Source organism: Enterococcus sp. AZ015 (assembly GCF_050499225.1).
Lineage (GTDB): Bacteria > Bacillota > Bacilli > Lactobacillales > Enterococcaceae > Enterococcus_D > Enterococcus_D entomosocium.
On sequence record NZ_JBMHEX010000001.1, the window covers coordinates 2,905,724 to 2,924,385 of the forward strand.

At 38.2% G+C, this 18,662-nt stretch carries 31 protein-coding genes and 1 pseudogene; 2 read left to right on the forward strand and 30 right to left on the reverse strand.

The features are described 5' to 3' along the window. Positions 1–89 precede the first annotated feature (89 nt). The 23 genes and pseudogenes from gpG to IGK85_RS13580 form a co-directional block, all read right to left on the reverse strand. Entirely contained in the window at positions 90–452 is a 363-nt protein-coding gene (gene gpG / locus IGK85_RS13470; RefSeq protein WP_429972274.1) for a phage tail assembly chaperone G, read from the reverse strand. 41 nt (positions 453–493) lie between these two features. Beyond that, positions 494–1,066: a major tail protein gene (locus IGK85_RS13475; RefSeq protein WP_016612816.1), complete on the reverse strand. Its 573-nt coding sequence runs from the start codon at positions 1,064–1,066 to the stop codon at positions 494–496. 4 nt (positions 1,067–1,070) lie between these two features. Next, a complete protein-coding gene (locus tag IGK85_RS13480) occupies positions 1,071–1,496 on the reverse strand; it encodes a hypothetical protein (RefSeq protein ID WP_016620201.1) in 426 nt (141 codons plus the stop codon). Further along, positions 1,493–1,858 (reverse strand): HK97-gp10 family putative phage morphogenesis protein, encoded by a 366-nt coding sequence (locus IGK85_RS13485; protein WP_429972275.1) that lies wholly within the window; start codon positions 1,856–1,858, stop codon positions 1,493–1,495. Before IGK85_RS13485 ends, IGK85_RS13480 begins: the two co-directional genes overlap by 4 nt. Beyond that, on the reverse strand, positions 1,858–2,193 hold the full coding sequence (locus IGK85_RS13490) for a phage head closure protein (protein ID WP_016620203.1): 336 nt from the start codon (positions 2,191–2,193) through the stop codon (positions 1,858–1,860). Before IGK85_RS13490 ends, IGK85_RS13485 begins: the two co-directional genes overlap by 1 nt. Then, positions 2,171–2,515 (reverse strand): head-tail connector protein, encoded by a 345-nt coding sequence (locus IGK85_RS13495; RefSeq protein WP_429972276.1) that lies wholly within the window; start codon positions 2,513–2,515, stop codon positions 2,171–2,173. The genes IGK85_RS13490 and IGK85_RS13495 overlap by 23 nt, the downstream gene beginning before the upstream one ends. Beyond that, a complete protein-coding gene (locus IGK85_RS13500) occupies positions 2,505–2,915 on the reverse strand; it encodes a hypothetical protein (RefSeq protein WP_429972277.1) in 411 nt (136 codons plus the stop codon). The genes IGK85_RS13495 and IGK85_RS13500 overlap by 11 nt, the downstream gene beginning before the upstream one ends. Further along, complete coding sequence (locus tag IGK85_RS13505; protein ID WP_429972278.1) at positions 2,915–4,126, reverse strand: phage major capsid protein; 1,212 nt, start codon at positions 4,124–4,126, stop codon at positions 2,915–2,917. The genes IGK85_RS13500 and IGK85_RS13505 overlap by 1 nt, the downstream gene beginning before the upstream one ends. A gap of 60 nt (positions 4,127–4,186) precedes the next feature. Then, positions 4,187–4,807, reverse strand: coding sequence for an HK97 family phage prohead protease (locus IGK85_RS13510; protein WP_042890854.1), 621 nt, complete (start codon positions 4,805–4,807; stop codon positions 4,187–4,189). Continuing rightward, the gene (locus IGK85_RS13515) at positions 4,743–6,005 is read right to left on the reverse strand and encodes a phage portal protein (RefSeq protein WP_429972280.1); all 1,263 of its coding nucleotides are present in this window, start codon (positions 6,003–6,005) and stop codon (positions 4,743–4,745) included. The genes IGK85_RS13510 and IGK85_RS13515 overlap by 65 nt, the downstream gene beginning before the upstream one ends. Positions 6,006–6,033: 28 nt before the next feature. Continuing rightward, a complete protein-coding gene (locus tag IGK85_RS13520; protein ID WP_429972281.1) occupies positions 6,034–6,204 on the reverse strand; it encodes a hypothetical protein in 171 nt (56 codons plus the stop codon). 10 nt (positions 6,205–6,214) lie between these two features. Then, the gene (locus tag IGK85_RS13525) at positions 6,215–7,957 is read right to left on the reverse strand and encodes a terminase large subunit (RefSeq protein ID WP_429972282.1); all 1,743 of its coding nucleotides are present in this window, start codon (positions 7,955–7,957) and stop codon (positions 6,215–6,217) included. 17 nt (positions 7,958–7,974) lie between these two features. Continuing rightward, positions 7,975–8,499: a phage terminase small subunit P27 family gene (locus IGK85_RS13530; RefSeq protein ID WP_016612827.1), complete on the reverse strand. Its 525-nt coding sequence runs from the start codon at positions 8,497–8,499 to the stop codon at positions 7,975–7,977. Positions 8,500–8,667: 168 nt separating this feature from the next. Next, entirely contained in the window at positions 8,668–9,003 is a 336-nt protein-coding gene (locus tag IGK85_RS13535; protein ID WP_429972283.1) for an HNH endonuclease, read from the reverse strand. Then, the gene (locus IGK85_RS13540; protein ID WP_429972284.1) at positions 8,990–9,289 is read right to left on the reverse strand and encodes a hypothetical protein; all 300 of its coding nucleotides are present in this window, start codon (positions 9,287–9,289) and stop codon (positions 8,990–8,992) included. Before IGK85_RS13540 ends, IGK85_RS13535 begins: the two co-directional genes overlap by 14 nt. Positions 9,290–9,547: 258 nt before the next feature. After that, positions 9,548–10,147, reverse strand: a complete 600-nt coding sequence (locus IGK85_RS13545; RefSeq protein WP_429972331.1) for a sigma factor-like helix-turn-helix DNA-binding protein — start codon at positions 10,145–10,147, stop codon at positions 9,548–9,550. 101 nt (positions 10,148–10,248) lie between these two features. Further along, the gene (locus IGK85_RS13550) at positions 10,249–10,434 is read right to left on the reverse strand and encodes an XtrA/YqaO family protein (protein ID WP_429972285.1); all 186 of its coding nucleotides are present in this window, start codon (positions 10,432–10,434) and stop codon (positions 10,249–10,251) included. A gap of 518 nt (positions 10,435–10,952) precedes the next feature. Beyond that, a complete protein-coding gene (locus tag IGK85_RS13555; RefSeq protein ID WP_429972286.1) occupies positions 10,953–11,507 on the reverse strand; it encodes a hypothetical protein in 555 nt (184 codons plus the stop codon). Then, positions 11,458–11,571, reverse strand: a pseudogene (locus IGK85_RS13560) (HNH endonuclease); the annotation flags it as partial. The gene IGK85_RS13555 and the pseudogene IGK85_RS13560, both read right to left, overlap by 50 nt. Continuing rightward, positions 11,559–11,801 (reverse strand): hypothetical protein, encoded by a 243-nt coding sequence (locus IGK85_RS13565; protein ID WP_429972287.1) that lies wholly within the window; start codon positions 11,799–11,801, stop codon positions 11,559–11,561. The gene IGK85_RS13565 and the pseudogene IGK85_RS13560, both read right to left, overlap by 13 nt. A 283-nt stretch (positions 11,802–12,084) precedes the next feature. Continuing rightward, positions 12,085–12,846: a DNA methyltransferase gene (locus tag IGK85_RS13570; RefSeq protein ID WP_315042382.1), complete on the reverse strand. Its 762-nt coding sequence runs from the start codon at positions 12,844–12,846 to the stop codon at positions 12,085–12,087. Positions 12,847–12,888: 42 nt separating this feature from the next. Next, the gene (locus tag IGK85_RS13575; protein ID WP_429972288.1) at positions 12,889–13,341 is read right to left on the reverse strand and encodes a class I SAM-dependent methyltransferase; all 453 of its coding nucleotides are present in this window, start codon (positions 13,339–13,341) and stop codon (positions 12,889–12,891) included. After that, positions 13,341–14,006, reverse strand: coding sequence for a DNA cytosine methyltransferase (locus IGK85_RS13580; protein ID WP_429972289.1), 666 nt, complete (start codon positions 14,004–14,006; stop codon positions 13,341–13,343). The genes IGK85_RS13575 and IGK85_RS13580 overlap by 1 nt, the downstream gene beginning before the upstream one ends. A gap of 117 nt (positions 14,007–14,123) precedes the next feature. On the opposite strand from IGK85_RS13580, the gene IGK85_RS13585 reads away from it, so the two are divergent. Continuing rightward, positions 14,124–14,408, forward strand: a complete 285-nt coding sequence (locus IGK85_RS13585) for a hypothetical protein (RefSeq protein WP_429972291.1) — start codon at positions 14,124–14,126, stop codon at positions 14,406–14,408. A 196-nt stretch (positions 14,409–14,604) separates the two neighbouring features. Then, positions 14,605–15,501 carry a toll/interleukin-1 receptor domain-containing protein gene (locus tag IGK85_RS13590; RefSeq protein WP_429972292.1) on the forward strand — a complete coding sequence of 299 codons (897 nt, stop codon included), beginning with the start codon at positions 14,605–14,607 and terminating at the stop codon, positions 15,499–15,501. Between the two features lie 385 nt (positions 15,502–15,886). Here the strand turns inward: IGK85_RS13590 and IGK85_RS13595 are convergent, their stop codons facing one another. The 7 genes from IGK85_RS13595 to IGK85_RS13625 all read right to left on the reverse strand — a co-directional run bounded on the left by IGK85_RS13595 (position 15,887) and on the right by IGK85_RS13625 (position 18,629). After that, a complete protein-coding gene (locus IGK85_RS13595) occupies positions 15,887–16,198 on the reverse strand; it encodes a MazG-like family protein (RefSeq protein WP_429972294.1) in 312 nt (103 codons plus the stop codon). Continuing rightward, positions 16,199–16,396 carry a hypothetical protein gene (locus tag IGK85_RS13600; protein ID WP_429972295.1) on the reverse strand — a complete coding sequence of 66 codons (198 nt, stop codon included), beginning with the start codon at positions 16,394–16,396 and terminating at the stop codon, positions 16,199–16,201. It lies immediately after the preceding gene. 96 nt (positions 16,397–16,492) lie between these two features. Then, on the reverse strand, positions 16,493–16,681 hold the full coding sequence (locus tag IGK85_RS13605) for a hypothetical protein (RefSeq protein WP_429972296.1): 189 nt from the start codon (positions 16,679–16,681) through the stop codon (positions 16,493–16,495). A 12-nt stretch (positions 16,682–16,693) separates the two neighbouring features. Continuing rightward, positions 16,694–17,026 (reverse strand): hypothetical protein, encoded by a 333-nt coding sequence (locus IGK85_RS13610; protein WP_429972297.1) that lies wholly within the window; start codon positions 17,024–17,026, stop codon positions 16,694–16,696. Then, a complete protein-coding gene (locus IGK85_RS13615; RefSeq protein ID WP_429972298.1) occupies positions 17,001–17,282 on the reverse strand; it encodes a hypothetical protein in 282 nt (93 codons plus the stop codon). The genes IGK85_RS13610 and IGK85_RS13615 overlap by 26 nt, the downstream gene beginning before the upstream one ends. 1 nt (position 17,283) lies before the next feature. Next, on the reverse strand, positions 17,284–17,796 hold the full coding sequence (locus tag IGK85_RS13620; protein WP_429972300.1) for a Holliday junction resolvase RecU: 513 nt from the start codon (positions 17,794–17,796) through the stop codon (positions 17,284–17,286). Between the two features lie 14 nt (positions 17,797–17,810). After that, a complete protein-coding gene (locus tag IGK85_RS13625) occupies positions 17,811–18,629 on the reverse strand; it encodes a rolling circle replication-associated protein (RefSeq protein ID WP_429972301.1) in 819 nt (272 codons plus the stop codon). Positions 18,630–18,662 lie beyond the last annotated feature (33 nt).

An 18,662-nucleotide genomic window follows, 5' to 3' on the forward strand; every position in this document is an offset into this window, starting at 1 on the left:
TTCTAAAGTCATATTTAGTATTTCAGGTAGTTTATAACCACTTCTCATTAAAGACTGGATAATATTTTTCAGTGATTCAAAGGCTTCATTTACGCTGACTGCTTTTTTTCGCCGTCGTCCTCAGCTTCTTCCTCGTCTGATTTTTCCTCTTTTTTCAGTTCCCCACCAAGAGCCAAAACAAGAGTTTTATCAATCATTATTTTGTCTTTAATTTCCAAGCCATCCATTAATTGTTCTGGTGAGAATTGGTTGCCAAAAATTTTAGATATCGTTTCAGCGAGGTGCTGCTGAACACTTTCGAATGCCTCGGGATCGTTGAATTTTTCTTGATCACTGTAATGGTTATCCCTAATGATCTGGTGCTGCATCGCATAAATACTTTCTTTTAAAGTAAAACGAGATTTTGTATATGTTCTTTGTTCGCCATTAATCAATAAATTAATTTCAATCACTTTTGCTCCTCCTTTAAAAAAAAGAGAGGGAAGATCCCTCTCTACGCTGTTGGAATAGTAATTCCACGAAAGACTTTTTGTCTGAACTTCGCAAGATCAAAATCTGGACTGTCAGCACGTGCAATAATATGAGTAATACCATCGTTACGCGGTTCGAAGTTACCAACAACAGAATCGGGCTGTCCAGTTGGTGTCTCAGCCCGAGTATTAAGATCAACTCCGCCAGGCATGAACTTGCCCTTAACTAATCCAAACCAGACAAACTGCCCAGTATTCAAACGTGAGCGGAAAATGTGAGCAGTGTATGGGATATTCATATCAGCTGTGTACACTTCCATACCGTCTTCTAACTCAATTCCATGTAATACAGCTTTATGTTCTGATTTAATATCTGCATTCCCGATAGTTAACGCTAATCCAGAAATACCACCATCTAAAATTGCCCATAATGCGTCATCTGCTTGAAATGTTCCGGTGTTAAACGTTAACGCCAACTGTGCTGAGGTTAACCCGGGGATTCTCATTGGTTGACCAGTAACTCGATCTGATTCATCCAGTTTTGCTACTTCCCAATTATCTAAACCAATTTTTACAGTGTTTGTTGTCTCTGCCATTTAATTATTCCTCCTTGTTTTTCCAATCAAAAAACCGATACTTTCTGTTGTTCATCAACAGATCAATATCGGTATCTTTGTATCTAGGATTTTCATTTGCTGTGTAATGCGTAAAATCATTGCTTTTCAGCACATGATCAATACATTCTTTGATTTGATATGATTCAGTGTCCGTATGACACCAGAATGAGATTAAAACTCTTTGCTCCTCCGAGTGCGCTGTATCATCAAAATATGATCCATCGCTCTCAAATATTGGACTAATACGAATAAAGGGTGCATGCTCCTTCTTGCAATAAAGCGGTGGTATCTCGTGTTTCCAGATTCCGTTTTCCCACTCTTCAAAAGGATCTATACGCATTTGTTCCATCAGCTGAGCCAGATCATCTGATTGGCTTAACAATTGATAAACTCTCGTTTCAATATTCATAATTTAAGCCCCTCGATGATTTTATCTGCGTATATCTGCTGTGCTATCGGTCGAGCCTCCGATACGGTTTTCTCTTTAAAGTTCTGCGGACGTTGATATATTGTGCCTGTATCGGGATATTTAACCCGCCAACCAGCTGTCCTACCAAATCCGATATCTTTTTCGATTTGCCCTTGTGGACCACCTTTAAAACCACTTACCGCAACATCGCTTTGCATCTGTCCTCCATCTACTGGTGTATTCCCCTTCAAGATTTCAGCCGTTTTATCTGCAACTTCGGAGACCGCTTCTCGAGCGACCCTCTTATTTTGCGCTTGGAGCTTATGAATATTAGACAAAACCTCATCTAATCCTTCTGGCATTATTTAACCACCTCCACCGTAATCATCAGCATGTCTTTCGATTGCCAATCCTCTTCGATATCGATGATTCGATACACGCGACCACGCCAGTTGATATACTTTTCCTCTTCGATGTCTTTGCGAAATCGAATATAAAAGGTTCGCTTGTTGCGTCTTTTTTTCAGTTCTTCAATCTTATCTGTTGAGCGATCGCGAAACTCTTTTGTCGTTGCTTTTGCTACTTCCGCCCAACAAAAAAAGCGCTCTTTCTCTTTTTTGATAAGATCGCCATTTTGATTCTTTTCATTCTTGTACTCAATGAAAAAGATACGTTCATTTAGGTTTCGAGTGAACAATCATGCTCCCTCCCTTAACACGCAACTGGTGAATAATATTTTCAACACCATTTGCGAGGTGTCGAAAGGTGTCTGCTGACACCCCTCGATGCTCGTATTCCTCTTTAGTTTGTTTTTTTACTGCCAAGTGAAAGCGTGGGTCATCCCAAAAGTCATTCATGGTCAGTCGCAAGCTGATCGCTTCCATAATTTGCAACGCCGCTGCATCTAAAAATTCCGCTATCAGATCATCTTCATAATCATGGTCAACCTTGAGATAATTTTTTATTTTCTCAAGCTCTTCGCTTGTCAAGAACGAAGAGTAGCTATTGCTATTCTTCATTCTTCTTTTTACTTTTCTTCGGCGCTGCTTTCTTAGTCTTCTTTTTTAGTTCAGGCGCTGACAGATTTTCGTCAGAATCCTTTACGTTTTGTTGGTCATTTTGTGAGAGCTCTTCTTCTCCGAGAATTTGAGACGTTTTTTCTTGACTCTCCTTTACCTCACCTTCGTTTACTTTCTCACTACCTTCCGGAATGCCACCCTCGTTATTGACAGCTGGTTTGACCTCTTCTGCAACATCCTCAACAATTTCAATATGTTCTGGATATTTTCGGAATCGTTGACTGTAGTTTTTCTTTTTCGCTACTTTGTCATCAATCTTGTATACCGTCCAAGAAGGAGCATATGTTTTGACTGCTCCTTCGATGTCTAGTTTGATTGTATTGCGCACGCGAATCTTCATTATTCTTCCCCTCCAGTAATTTCTGGCGTTTCATAAGTTAAGAAGTAACCAGCTTTTTCATCAGCGATTTGAATATCAAAACGTAAGACCGCTTGTAGGTATTGACCATAAAGGTCGTGTGCAACCCAACGCACACTTAGCTGTTTCCGATCTGCAAACAAAATACCTCGCTTGACATCTCCTAAGAATGCATTCGCTTCCCCCGCTTCTCCTAATAAATCATCACCGATAACAAAAATTGGATAGCCACCAAAAGATTTGCCTGAAGGAGAAATAATACTATCTTGCAACATGTATCTCCCATTGCCATCTTTGACCGTATCTAAAAAGTTGTAAAACGACTGAGAAGCAACAATGGTTTTAACATAAGCTGGATCTAAATCAACATTGTAAATTGTTTTAATGTCATCCAATCCATGGACAGTTTTCTTTGGAAATTTTTTAAGCGTCTCACTCATCGCGTAATTGGTAGTATTCAATGAGATTTCTGCGTTATTTTCAGCAACTAGATTGACCAAATCAATATCTGCATCATCGATTGACTCTTGAGATAATGGAATGGCTCCACGATAAGTCACGATATCCCATTCAACACTGCCAAATTCTGGTTTTGCTAACGCAGGATTTTTCTCTAGCTCAGCGACAGAATACATGCGAGTTGTAGCACGTTTCAAGATTGGATATTTTCCAGAGCCTTTTTTAGCTTTATGAATACGAGCTAGAAGCTTTAAATTAACGACCGTATTGATTTCTCGTACAGGAGTGTATGAAATTTCTTCCGAGGTCACATTTTTTGTATCATCTTTAATGATTCCGTCAGTGGTTGGGTCGATCGCACGCCAAAACTTCTCAGGTACTAGTGCTTCATCTTTTCCAACCATTGTCAGACCTTCTGTTTCTGCACCTTTCGATCGGATAAAACTATTCAATGCATCTCGGTATTCTTGGTCTTGCGAAGTTTCGCGATTACGTCCTTCAACGGGTTTAGTGTTACCATCTTTTTGTTCTTCATAAAGTGCCAAAGTCTCTCGCAACTCAGCAAGTTCAGCTTGCACAGCATCGCGCTCTGCTTTTTTGGCTTTTGCCTCCTTAACATTTTCTTCTCCCGCATCACCTTGTAATAGTGATCGAATTTCAGACGCTAACTGGTTTTCTGTCGCCTCGTTGGCAGTAATCTTTTCGCGCAATTCTTTGATTTTTTCTTCAAACATTTGTTATCCTCCTATTTTTTGGTATAAAAAATAGCCATCTCAAAGTTGAGTGACTAGAATTTATAAATTTTTTAGTATTTCTTCTTTTTCTAAATCGATCAACATACGGTCCGCCTCCTGTTTTTGCGGATGATTTCGCAGTTCATCAACGATCTGCTTGCTTCTTTCCCCTACCACTGCCTCAGTGTCTGGATAGGCTGGCGTAGTGACCACCGATACATCGTAGAGACGATCGATTTTATTGATCAACCGCTCATATATACCTGTTTCTTTGTTTTCACGCCATTCTTCAGCTTCTTCCTCATCAGGAATAGTAAAGCCAAAAGAGCATTGATTGATCACACCAGCGCGGATATTCTCGATCAAGTCTTTCGATAAAGTCGTATTAGTGGGTTTGATTCGGAATTTCAAACCGATATTATCGACTTCTAAGTCGAGGTTTGCCCCTGTACGTCCTAAGATTTGTGACTGGTTATGATTAAATAATGCAACGACATTGCTTATATCAGCTTCATCTAAACATCCTCGCTCTAACTTTTCACGGAAAGGATAGTACCAACCTAAAGTATCGGACCATCGATCGAATTTTAATGCATAACCTTCGATTACTTCGACTTCATTCTCCAATTTTCTCAATTCCAGTTTCGTTGTCCGCTGGCGGATCTCCGTTTTGTTCGTCATATTCTTCCCCCTTTCGTTTTCGTCTGTTTTGCAGATCTATTTGATACTTCTCAGCTAAATCAGACCAAACATAATTTAAGCTAAATTTGCGACGCTGCATATCAGGGTCCCTACTTGCAGATATTCCCATTAAATTAAGCGCCTGATCACCAGTGACTAAGCCGCCATTATATAAACGCATCACATCCTCCGGCATCAGTCCTGTAACGGATCTTGTATCGAAACTAAGAACAAATTTTTTGCGTTCCGATTGTTCCAAAAGCTTCAACTGAAACTCCGAAGTAATCGCATTAAAGTAATAAGGCAGATCATTCAATATATAATCGTCATTTAGTTGCTTGACGGACTGGTTTGGATTTGTTATCGCTAGCTTGTGTGCTGGAACCCTCAGACATTTAGCAATCTGAGCGGTTGAATAGTTATTAGAATTGATCAAAGATAAAACATTGGTATCAATTTCAAGTGGTGTATAGTCCATAGTTGAATCCATGACTATTGGACTTCCGCCTGTGGCTCCTTCTCGTGATACTTCAAATTCCTTACGAACGGCTTTTCTGGATTCGCCAGACAATTTTGCACCTTGCATTTTTAGAATTCCACTTGAAAATCCATCTCGGAAAAATTTTAATAATGTTGAAATTCCTGATTCTTGCAAGCTGATTTCATTTCTGAGCGAAAGCAAGGGCGACCGACCATATACTGTATCACTACTAAAAAACTTCCAATGGATGACATCTTCTGGGTCACAATGTATCTCTCGATTACCTTCTAACGGATAGAAAACATAGGATCGAGAAGTATAATCATCGCCAGATTCAATAGAAACTGCTGATGGCGGATAAAATTCAAACTCAAGAGCCCTTTTACTTACTGGATCACGAAGAATTCTTGAATAGGCGTTTCCACACAAAATTGCATTTACCGCCATCGCAAACTTCCATGCATGAGAAGTCGCTTCTTTAGTCGATTTCACATTAAGCAAGTAATTTAAGTCCTCATCTTGATTAATTCCGCCGTCTAGATCTTGTTTTATAAGCGGAAATCGGGCGATATCTCCAGCTACAATCGTAACTGCGGTCAAAATATCAGAATTTCTTAAAGCGCGTATACCTGTGTAGGATTGCGAAGTTGATGGGTCATCATAAATGAGCGCATTAATTTGCTCCTCATTTGATCCTAGCGGTTTAAAAAAGGTCACGTCATCACCTCCTTTCTGATAAATTTGATTAGCCTAATTCTTTATTAATAGCTATGCCAGTTGCAAGAAACACACTCCCCAATACCATCCATCCAATAATAGGATCGAGTAAAAATGCCCCATATACAAAAGAACTGGCTGCAAGAAACAAACAAATCGTATGAATGTTTTTGAATAATATTTTCATTAATTTTGTCATACTCTACCTCCTAGAATCCAAAATCCCCATCGAGTATTTTTTCATCAGTCCAATAACCATCTGCTTGAAATTCTGTGTAACAGACTGCATATGCGTCTAACAAAGCATCGATTGGATCAATCTTGTTACTATTTTTATTTTTATCTATGCGCATACCGTTATTGTCTGTCTTTGTGATTGCATTATTAATAGCTGCAGTCAGCAAACGATTTCCGCTATGCCTGACTTTCTTGTCAATTACATCATCTCTAAACTGCTTTGTCGGCATGTTTAGAGTTAAGGTACCTTGACGAATTTCAACTTGTAGCCATTCTGGATGATATTTTTCAATAGACGTCAAAATATGCCCATACTGATGAGGATCGTAAGCAATGCATTGTACATCTAGATCATTTTCAAGAATTAAGCTCTCTAACCACTCGTAAGCTTCATCATAATCAATCACACCGCTTTCTAGATCCGTAATTTTACATTCTCCCTTTTCTTGCAGATCCGTATAATTTATACCGTCACGTTTCTCTTTTGTTGCTAGTCCATACTTGGTTGCAACAAAAGAAAAGCTATCTACAAAAAAATAGTCTTCCATTTTTATAGCCCAAGAAATACTAAACAAGTCGCTTGAACGGCCGACATCTACACCGATCCACGCTTTGCGACCGCCAATATCAGGCTTTTCGACCTGTGCTTTTTTCCAATGCTCTGCCGATAAATACGACTCTTCGCTTGACTGCATCCACATGTTAAAATTTTTGACTAATACCCTTACTGTGTTACCAGTCTCTTTAGCAGTTTTCCATCGCTTTTTAAGATAGTTCATCATTTTTTCTTTCAAAGCATCAACCACTAGAATTGGATTACTTTTAATGTACATTTCAGGATTTTCTATTTCATCAAGTGATTCCTGCTCAGCAATATAAGCGAATTGTTCTTCATCATCAAGCTCGCCTTCTAGTATGCTTGTCATTCGTGGGTATTCCACGGTGTACATCGGCACATTTAAATCAAAGTTTGCTGTTGAAATGATCAGTGTCAACGGATTATCTAATTGCCCCTGTCCGGATTCGATAAGCTCCATCATCTCGTTCGTTTTACTCGCGCCATATTCATCAAAAACACCGACATATGGCTCAAATCCATCAATTGCTCCAGTTTCTTTGGATAAGTAGGTAATATATGACTCATCTCCTAGATTCTTCAGCTCATCTCGCACACGCTTTGTAGCCTTTTTGATTTCAGCAAACTTAGCACGTAATGCATCCAGCTGCTTCCTAGCCATCTCAAACGCAATTTTGGCTTGATCTTTTGCGTTCGCAGTACAAAAGATTTGCCGAGACATCGCCGGGTTTTTCCCAAAAAGAAACTCATATAGAACAATCCCAGCAATCAAAATTGTTTTCCCATTTTTCCTGGCAACACTGATAAAAGCACGTTTAAAGCGGCGTAGCGCATTATCCTTCTTATGTCTCCAACCATATATATTGCCGATAATAAAACGTTGGAAATTTGCTAATGGATAGGTTTTGCCAGTTTTCACATCTGGAAGCATTTCAAGAAAATCGATTGCTTTTTTTGCTTCTTCCGGCTCAAATACAAACTTCCAGCTCATTTTCGGAATCTTTAACAGATCTCTAAGGTGCCGCATACAAGCATCATAGACCTTTTTACATGATTCAATCTTTCGTTCGATTATGAGAACAGCATACGCATACGTATCATCTTTGTATTGATTAGGTATCTGATTATAGTCAAGCACGCATATCCCCTCTCTTTTTATCCGAACTGATCAAATATACTTTTTGGCTTTTCGCCTTCCTTAGGCAAGAAAATCCTCATTCGTGAATCAACTGTCAACCCAAGGTTGGCGGCGCAACTTTTGATTTGAGAACTAGCCTCAGCCATAATCGATATTGCTGGGTTCTTTTTTGTCTTGATTGGAATCTCGATTATATTTACAACTTCGTTCCCATCTTCATCAACGCTTGTTTCTTGTATTTGCCCGATCGCGTAAATCCCATTCTTCTGAACTTCTGATTCGGCTTCCCTGTATAATTCGTACCAAGTACAATACAATTCTAGAATCGCTCTATCTAGGTTTCTAATTGGCATTTCGTCCAATTCTTGTGATACCCTTTGATACTCATATCGAGCAATTCTCCCTAAATGCTTTGGCGGTGTGTTCTGTAATTTTTTGAAAGGATCGGATGCTGATTTCTCCGCATTTGTTCTGATTTCTTTCTGATCATTAGTCAAATGAGACTTGTTATTTTTCAAAGGCTTTATTTTCCTTCCGGCCATCACGATCACCTCCAAAAAAATATTTCAAAAACGGAAAATTGGTCACGGAAGAGGGCAGCGTTGTTCAGCCTCCCACAGACCCCACCCCGTACAAAAAAAGTGGGGGTACATCCCCCACTTTAAGTCTCTATTTATAATTTTTACCCACCGAAACTAGATGGAAATGTTTTAATTTATCATTTCTTTTTTTGTTTTTATAGTATGACAACTATCGCATAATGGTTGGATGTTATCTTTGTCTAGTCGTCTCTCCCAATCCGCACGAACTGGAACTATATGGTCAGCAACTGTTGCATCTCCACCACACATGCAGCACACGTAATAGTATTCGTTGAGCACTTGTTTACTCAGAGTGCGCCAAGGTTTTGAATTGTAGAACTGCATGAGTTCTTTTTGATACCTCCACCTATCTTGATTGTATGAACGAAATTCCTCAGTTCTACTATCATGATCAACAAAAACTCTTCTTCCATTTACAAAAGACAACTTTTTAGGTTTGCTCATTTTCTTTTGCTTTCTCAGCGTAAGTGCTGACCATAGCCTTAGCGATTGTAAACTTACCGTTTAGGCCCAATTTGTTAATATCTATCCCGAATTTTTCTCGAAGCATCAATGCATTGTGATCAGCTTTCAAAGCTTTATCAATTAAATAGTATGATAGAGCGCAAGTTTCCTCTACAGTTACTCCGTACATGATTACAACAGAATTAAACAAATCTGCTATTTTATCCATATCTTTTTCACTTCTTAATTCATCAAGTTTTTCTATAAACTTTTCTTTTTCATCCATGAATTTCCCTCCAATAGATAAATCCATAATTCGTGTAATCGATGGCAGGCTGCTATCCAACCATAACAACCCCATATATAACGATAGTTGGTCGTATGCCATCAACGTTTCCGCATTGATGGCGATTCCCCTCTCAACAGGAGGCACTCGAAGAAAAAGTAGAATGTGTGAGTAATCTAATCCACTACTCTCCATTTAAGAGGAGTTTTCCCTCTCATATATATGGCGCATACGGGTTACAAAATTCATAGATTTTATTTATAGCTCTTCCCAATCATCAAAAAATAAAGAGGTCTGGCACGGATTCTCAAAATAGAATTCTATTTTATTTCTGATTCTTTGAGCCATTGATTTTATTGTGCCGATTTCTATGTTCATTTTTTCTGCGCATTCTTCTTCAGTTAAGATGGCTTCATTCTTTAATAAGAAATATTCTTTTTCTCTCGGAGATAATACTGACATGATTTCTTTTATCTGGATCAACCGTTCCTGCTTCTCCCAGTTCTTTTCCTCTTTATTCAAACTAGCCAGAAAGTCTAGTTCTCTGGATGATTTCACTCCATGGTGTTTGACTGCTCCATCTATATCTCCCCATAGCTGGGTTCGTTTGTTCTTGTTTTGTTTAGTAATTTCTTGCAGTGACTGGGGTTTCTCATGACCATTTTTAAGCCACCACAAGGCGTACTGCGTGCTTGATAGCATTTCATTGAGTATTGTCAGATCTTGTTTGTCCTGCACTGCCCGCATATCAACAACCGTATCTTGGTTCTGAGCCTCAAGAGCCACTGTCTTTTTTCTCTGGATCATTTTAATCTGTTTTCTGATAGCCTTGATGTCATTTTTATAGGCATCGATCATGTAAGACACTTAAAAACCTCCTCGCTTAAAACAAAAAAACGGACACAAACCAGCAGGCATCGCCTGTTAGCTTGTGTCCGCCAGTTGTCTGGTAGGACTAACTAAAATAATTCTTCCGTATTTTCTTTCACGCGTTTAACTTTTCCATCTTTGCAGATAATCTGGATTTCTCCATATTCAGGGAGTTCTATCATTTTCACTTTGCCATCTGATGCGATTGCTACAAAATGAGAAGAGATAATCTTCTCATTTGATAAATCTATGTCATTGATTTCCTTACTTTTCATCTTCATCCTCCTGCATCGCTTTCTTGCAAATTATCACTGCACTCATAATGATAATGATGCAAAACACAAAACCTATAATTGATAATGTTTCCAAGTACACACCTCTTCTTTTAGAATAGCCCTCTGTTTGGTTATTTCTTTCTCTGTCGGTCTAAAAACCACATAACACGTTGCATAATCTCGATAATTAATGACTCATACGTAAATCTGACTTGCTTGTTCTTATCGTAGTATCTAATTGATGGTCCAAGTACCGCCAGAACCGATAGTAAAATGATAATATGCCTAAGCATTTCAATTCCTCCAACCATTTATATACTTTCCTCGGTTACTGCTGATTTTAACCGATGCAACTTACCAATAGCTTTGTCAATTAAATTCTGATCAAGTTCTTTCTTGCTTGCTCTTGCGTCCTTACTCATTGATTCATTACCTCCCCAGTGGTTCGATCACTAGATAATACTTTCTATTTAGGATCATCATTAGTCACATAAATAAATGTAATCACATTGGTTCCTTCACCCCATGCGTGGCTTGTTACATAATGATTCGTCATTGATACAACTCCGATCCTCTTGCTTTTTTACCTTCTCATCTTCAGATTGGTTGACCAAGTACCTATCTCCATATTGGTTTCTAATTACTGTTAAATCAGGATTCGTAGAAAAATCTAGGCCACATTTAAGTTCTTCAGTCGCTTCCACGATTTTATTAAATTCCTGCTCCCATCCCTCATATCCCTTCGAAGAAAAGTTAGCAGTTACATTACCACCTTCAACGAATTGCTTAGTGAAGTTTTCATACACTACATCTACGATTTTGTAATAAAGCAATGCTGACTTAAGACCTAATCCATCCGCTGCCAATTTATCAACCAATAGTTTTTTACCACCAATACCATCAGCATTAGAGGTTGTTACTACTGCTTCAGGATATAGTTCCTTGATTCTAGTCATCAAAGATTTATTTCTTTGACCAACAATAATAGTGTAACTTCCGTCTTCAACGTATTCCTTTAGTGTGTTATAAGCTGTCAAATTCATCATCCCACTTTCTTTTCTTTGGTTGCCCACGATAGTTCATTCTATCGTGTCGCTTGTTGTGACAGTCCTTGCATAACGTCGTTAATGTACTGAGACCTTCCTGATAGAAATTGATCGCTCTACCTCTTGTAAAGTCCCTTTTCCTTCAATCCAACTCGCAGAAATACCGTTACTATTTATAACAACATTCGCAACTATCCCTCTATCCTTGGCATAGTTATACTGATCATTGAATGCATAAAGGGCTTTTTTAAACGATGAGAAGAGCATTGGATAAACCCCATCATCATCGGGTAAACATGTAAACTCCCAAACTTTTTGCATACGAATCCACCTTCCTCCTGTTCCGTTATCGCTGACGATTGCGGAATTAATTGTGTTGCCACATCCTCTATTTACCATAGTTAAATTTTTAATGGTCTACTTTTAACATTGAATGATATACTTAAAAAAAGGAGTGATTGAAATGTGGCTTTTCAGTTTAGTTTGGTACATTTTCATTGGTTTTTGTTTATATTGGGTCATTAGACTTGCTGTAAAACACGGTATTAATGATTCAAAAAATTAAATTCTAATTTTTTACTACTCTTCCCTTAGAGTAGTTTTTTTATTTCGTCGGATTACCAACTAAACCCATCGCCAGAACTTTATGAAATATGTCCTCAACTAATGTAGCTGGTATATTTGATCGCTCGTTGTAGTCTCTACTAAAGCCAGAATTCCACTCAACTTCATTTGGGATAATATCTTTTTTTAGGTCTAAATCTATATTGCTCTTGAATTTAGTAGGTTTCTTAATTGGATAATCATAATTGTTGTAAAAAGTAAGATTCTCATAGGGAATCTCAAAGCCTAGAATCTTCTCAATATATTCCCACAAACGGCCATGAGCCGGATTCTCTATGATGTAAACGTTTGGTTGATATCGTTTGATGATTTCAATCGTGTTAAATGCACAAAGCTCGCCATTTATTCGCGTCATTAGTGACTTTTCTGGCTTGAATTGATACCGATCGTAGTCACTCCTGTATCTGATAGTAAAGCGAGATAAAGGTACTTGCGGCTCAAAGAGTCCATCTCCCTTTTCTTGTTTCCAACAGGCATTCCCATTATCCATAGCACTTGCCACAGACCAGGATTCACACGGCGGACTTGCAATGATAAGATCTGGATTTGGCAAGCTATCTAAGTGATCGAATAAAGTATTATCTCCAAACAACCTAGAATAATCTGCTAAGTTCAGATTGATAAAATGATTACTCTTGTTCTTGCGGTCAATTCCAATCGAATAAATCTCAATATCTTCAAACTTTTTTGCAGCTTTTGAATAACAACCATTTCCGCTGTCGAATAGCGCCCAAACGATCATTAGTGCCCTCCTTTCAGTTTGCTATTTTGGTGGATAGCTGACTTACTTCATAAATACTAGCCAATGTGTTTTACTCCTTTTATTACCAAACAACGGTTGCTCACCGATCGCTGCCAATACCTCTTGTAAAGAAATTTGATCTTCATTCCATTTGAATATCAAGCTACCATTAGTTTTTAGAACTCTCATACATTCTGCGAACCCTTGGCGGATATCTTCTGGCCAAAGTTCGTCTAACTTACCGTACTTTTTCGCTAGCCAAGAATTGTCACCTGCATGGATCAAGTGTGGTGGATCAAAGACAACCATATCGAAAGTGTCAGATTCAAAAGGCAATTCTCGGAAGTCTCCGACTATATCTGGATCAACATCAATCACATGTCCAGTTTCAAGTTCCTCATAATGCTGTCGAATATCCATAAAAGTTACATTGGGATTCTGCTTATCAAACCAGAACATACGACTACCGCAGCATGCGTCTAGAATTCTTGCCATTAATTCACCTTCTTCAAAGCTGCAGCTGAGATATATTCCTCACTAATGCTTGCAATATGCTCGCAAAGCTCTTGGGGAATTCTCGAACGGTCAACGTTGCCCTTTATCCCTTGTGTACCTGTCTGCGATCCACGAGGTGCAGAAACGTGACAAGGTGCTCCATTCTTGCACATCGGTTTAAATTTCGGCTCTGGATGATTTGTCCATATATCCGTTGGCTTCATGCGTGTATCGCCGTACTGACAATAAGTTACTGTATATCGTGGTAAGTCTTTCATAAATCGCATCTTCCGCATCCCACCTCTGGGATTCTCGATAAAGAAGAGTTTAGGATTCAAATCTCGAATCAATTTCAGCATATGTTGATTTGTTAGATCACAAAATGATGCATACTCTGATTTCGCGGCTAGATTTCCATCTGGTTCTTTCGTTCGATGATGACTGATTGCAGCGATACTGTATGATGTGCAATCTGGACTGGCCCATATCACATCTGGTTGTCCGAATCTAAGCAAGATATCTTGTGCAGTGATTTTTGAAATATCGGCATACCAGTCAATATTTTCATGCTTTCTATCCCATTCGATAGAAAATACTTCATGCCCTGCTTTTTCAAAAGCCTTTCCGATCGATCTGGTACCGGCAAATAATTCTAATACTTTCAAAGTCTTACCTCCTTCAGGTGGTTGATTTCATTAATTTTAATAATTTAATAGGCATGAAACGGAAAAAGGTATTAACGTCATTTATGGTATAATTATTAATAAAAGGAGATGATTATCTTGAGAAAGCTAATAACATTAACCCTATTCCCATCCAACATAGATGGATCTGAATATTATCTCGAAGAATTTAAGGAAAAACTACAAAATGACTTTGAGATTGTTCCTTTCTTTACCCCGAATGTTTCTTGTAATGTTCTTGCTAGGTCGTGTACTATGCGCATAGCAACCCATTCAATTGACAATTTACTTTTGATTGACGACCGCATATTCGAAAACCTTGAGTATGACAAAGTAAAAGGAGCAATTGATCAATTTATAGATTCTAATTCAGAAGACAATTAATTTTGTCTTCTTTTTAGTAATTTTGGTGTATTTAAACCAAAATGTAGTGATTTTAAAAAGTAATATTCTATAAAGATAATTAGGTTTTTTTAAAGATTATAAAATTGTATGGTTTTTTAATAATTGGCAGTGTGGAATACTGACTCTTTAGTTGTTATAATTCAGTTATCCGTAATAAAGATAAGGAGACTACACTATGCCAAACTCAAACCCATCACACTTTAATCTAATTGTTTCCGCTGATCCTTCAGCTTGGGAAGATAACGTCGCTACATTCTCTAGAGATAGATTTTTAGAGTTTACTTATGGTAATAAATTTGAAAAAAGAAATAGCCATGAACATTCCGAGTATTTGAAAGAAATAAAAGAATATCCTTGTCTTTTTTTATATGAAGAGCAATCAGTTAGAAGAGATAATCTATCAGTCATGGGTTATATTGGTTACATTAAACAACCAGTTATTTCTAACGTAAACATAATATTCGATATAGAAAAATTAGACTCATTATCACTACATGATGTTGAGGTTATGTCTTCAGCTCTTCAAGTAGAACGTACTTACTATGGTGAACTCAACAGAACACATTGGGCTGTAAAAAATATTAATTTATTCGAAGTAATTGAAAGATACAGACCTTATTTAGAAAATCAAACACTTGTAACAAGACCTAAGGTTTTCTTCTCTTACAGTTGGAATGAGGACTACACATCCCAGGTAGTTGAAGATCTATATGATATATTAATAGACCAAGGAATAGATGTAACTTATGATAAAAGGCATTTGAAGCCTGGCCATAACATGAACTTTTTTATGGAAAGTGTTAAGCGTGATAATTTCACTAAAATATATGTTTTCTGTGATAATTCATACATTAAGAAAGCAAATGGCTTATCTGCAGGAGTTGGTGTTGAGACAAATCTTTTAAAAGGTTATGTAAATAACCATCCTTATCAAACAAAAGTTATTCCTATCACACTCGATGGAAGTTTTGATGCACCTTTTTTCTTAGAAGATACAAAAGGATTTGATTTAAGCCCTTCTAATTGGATAAGTGGTAAAGATCAGATAATTAACGACATTTTTAATTCTTAGTTACCTCACAAAATTATTCGTCTCCCTGGATCATCTATTTAGGAAGACGAATGCTCCCTTAATAAAAGTCATGCTATATCTTTTGGAAAACGCCTTTTCGATCGTACCTAGTCAACAGTTATATCGCATCCTGTTGCTCAATCTGTACACCTTTTAGGTGGATTACTGAATTAAGGAATAAACTCAACTTCATTCAACGGAAAGTAGTGAACTATTCCCTTGTAATCCTTAACTTGAACATGTGTAGAAACAGTAGTATAAGAGCAAAGCTAAATTTCCTTTTGAACAAACTCGATAAATTCAAACTTTTTTCCACTCTTTATATGTGTTAAATCGTGTACTCTGCTCATTTATACCCTCCCTCTCTAGTTTGTAAAAAATTCCATTAATGGAATTTTTTCAGGTCACTGGACTTAACGAAAACACCATTGACCATCTTTCCAGTCCGACCTTTGATTTCGTCATAAGCGAAATTCAAGCACTCGTATAAATCCATGTCGTTTTGCATTGCCAAGATGATCAGGGTTACTACTACATCGCCAATACTATCGCGTAATGCATCTTGATCGTTTCTTGCTAATACAGCCAAAAATTCCCCTGTTTCTTCGATAACTTTCAGCATTTGTTTGCTAGATTCAGCATTGTTCAATCCTTTAGCTTTTGCCCAACTCTCTACTAATTTGACTAACTCATCCATTTAATTTCCTCCTCTTTCTTCTTTGTAAAATTTTTCATCGCCCGACCCTTTTAAGTTATCTACCCACTGATCAGCTCGATCGACATCAAATTGATAAGCTACATTTTTACAATCAGTCCAGCACATCATTGACCCGAAAAAATATGCGTAAAGCTTAGTATTTTTAGTCTGCATCACAACATAGAATTTTTTATCCATTCGATTCTCCTTTATTAAGCGTTTTAAAGATATACACATATCCACAGACTTATGCACAATATATTGTAGGAACGTATTTTCGCCCACAATATATTGTCAAAACACACATTTAAATCCTAAATCAATCAAAAACTCTTCACGCTGATTTAAAGCAGTCCTGTAAATTGCTTGCACACCAATTTGTTTCGCGTGTTCTAAACCTTCGCTGCTGCTGACATAGCGATAAGTTTTTGCTTTTTCATCGACTAAGATCGCGCTAAATTCGTTATAATAGATCCGTTTCAAAACAATGCCTCCTCATGATTCTTTAAACCGATACGTCCGCCCCTGGTCATCTCTTCCGCCGGTCCTAATGAGTGAGTTAATGTTTCCCCTCGTCTTCTTGCATTTATTGCAGATGTTGATTTTAGTGCCTTCGTAAATGACTTCACCTTTATAAATCACCTCGACGATTCGATTATTGGGATTTTCGGCACGCCACAACTCTTTTCTGAGCGCATCGCGTTCTATTATCACTGCTGGATTAGTGTCAAAATCTGCTCGCTTAGACAGCTGTTCCAATCGGTACAGCTTTTCAAGCCTAACTTTCCGCCTTAATTTCTTTTCAATATTCTTTTGGTGTTGCTGCAATGTGATCGCCCTCCTTGTCAGGGTTATAAACATAGTCGTATTCCTCATACTTTTTATCGCCTAATAGCCGGAAATACTTTCCGCTTTGAGTGATCAAGAAATAGTACTCCTCCGCATTCTGATCAACACACTGTCCTAGATATTGACTTGGATTTTTAGGATTTGAGCGAAATCCTAACCATTGCCATCCCCGCGCCTGTACGAAAAGTTCAAACGTCATTCGTGCAGTTGTATAACTGTTTACTAGATTGGACATACTAGGATGCGCCTCCTCTCCATTTGCCTAAAAAGTCAATGAAACCCGGGGTCTCAACTTGATAGGCTTGCAACTCAGATTCCGTCAAGTATTTACGACCATACTTGTTTTTCATGTTGATCCAATCCGTCCACGGCACAAATCCGACCGTTTTTCTGATCATACAGCAGACACCAGCGATCGCGCCCAGGTGCGCATGCATGTCGAGGCAAGCAGCTTGATGATCCGTAACAACTAATTGCTGGATTCGGTCCTTAGTCGTCCTCTTTGCTTCAAAAACCATCGACCGTCCATCTGCCAAAGTCCCCTTGTAATCCGGTTGCGCTTTGCCGATCGGATAAACGATCATGCTGCCATCTTTATTAATTTTCTTAACCCGAAAAGGTTCCGGAGTCTTCTCGATCATCGCGATTCCTTTGTGCTGATAGTAGATGCATCCTTGATCAATCAAATTTTCAAACAATCGTCCTTGATCATTACTTTGACGGTTACGCCAATTTGTTGAATAGTTCATGTGATCCTCACTTTCTAGCCATCTCGGCTTTTCTTCCACATTTTGAGATATAAATGCCATCCTCTGAACTCGTTGTATTTAAACTTGATGTCTTTGATCACGTGATTCGGATATATCTTTCTGATCGTCTCGAATCCTAAATCATTAGACATCGCCATTTTTTCAATCTGACGAAAAGAGAATATTTTTTTCCGCTTTTGCTTTTTCGGTCGCTTTAAATTCGTGCTGCAATTCCAAATCTTTTCGCCTTTTTTCCACCGCGCGCCTTTTGATAAGTATGTCGCTAATGCTTCAAGTCCTTCGTCTGTCGGGATTAACCGTTTAGCGTTGACCCTTCCTAACGATTTACGATTCTTGCATCTTCCACGCGCCCAACAATCCTCGATGTCATCTCTTGATAATTCCGGAACATGATTGATCACAACATGAAAATGCACGCGTTTAAGATAGTCGCCTTCTTGATCCAACTCATACTCCATGACCCAAATATATTTAAAGTCGCGACCATGCTTCTGATACTTTTTGCGACAGTTACGCAAAAACACTCTTGAGAGGATATATTTTGCTTTGCTGATTTGTTTTGGACCAGGCATCTCCCCCTCCTTAAACGTGAGTGTGAAGAAATAATCTCCTTTACCAAAGTTTCCTTGCAATGCGATCCTTAACCATCGAAATGTGTTACGGTTATTTACCAGCTGCTGCGCTGGCTTTGTCAGATATTCTGATCCTGTATTTTTGATTCGGTTCTTTCTTGTTTTTTCAACTTCCACTACTGGGACGATTGCCACTTCTTGATAATCTCCAGCGTAGTATCGATTCGCTTGTATATGCATATCCCATTTCTCCTAAAATCTGCTTTGTGTCCT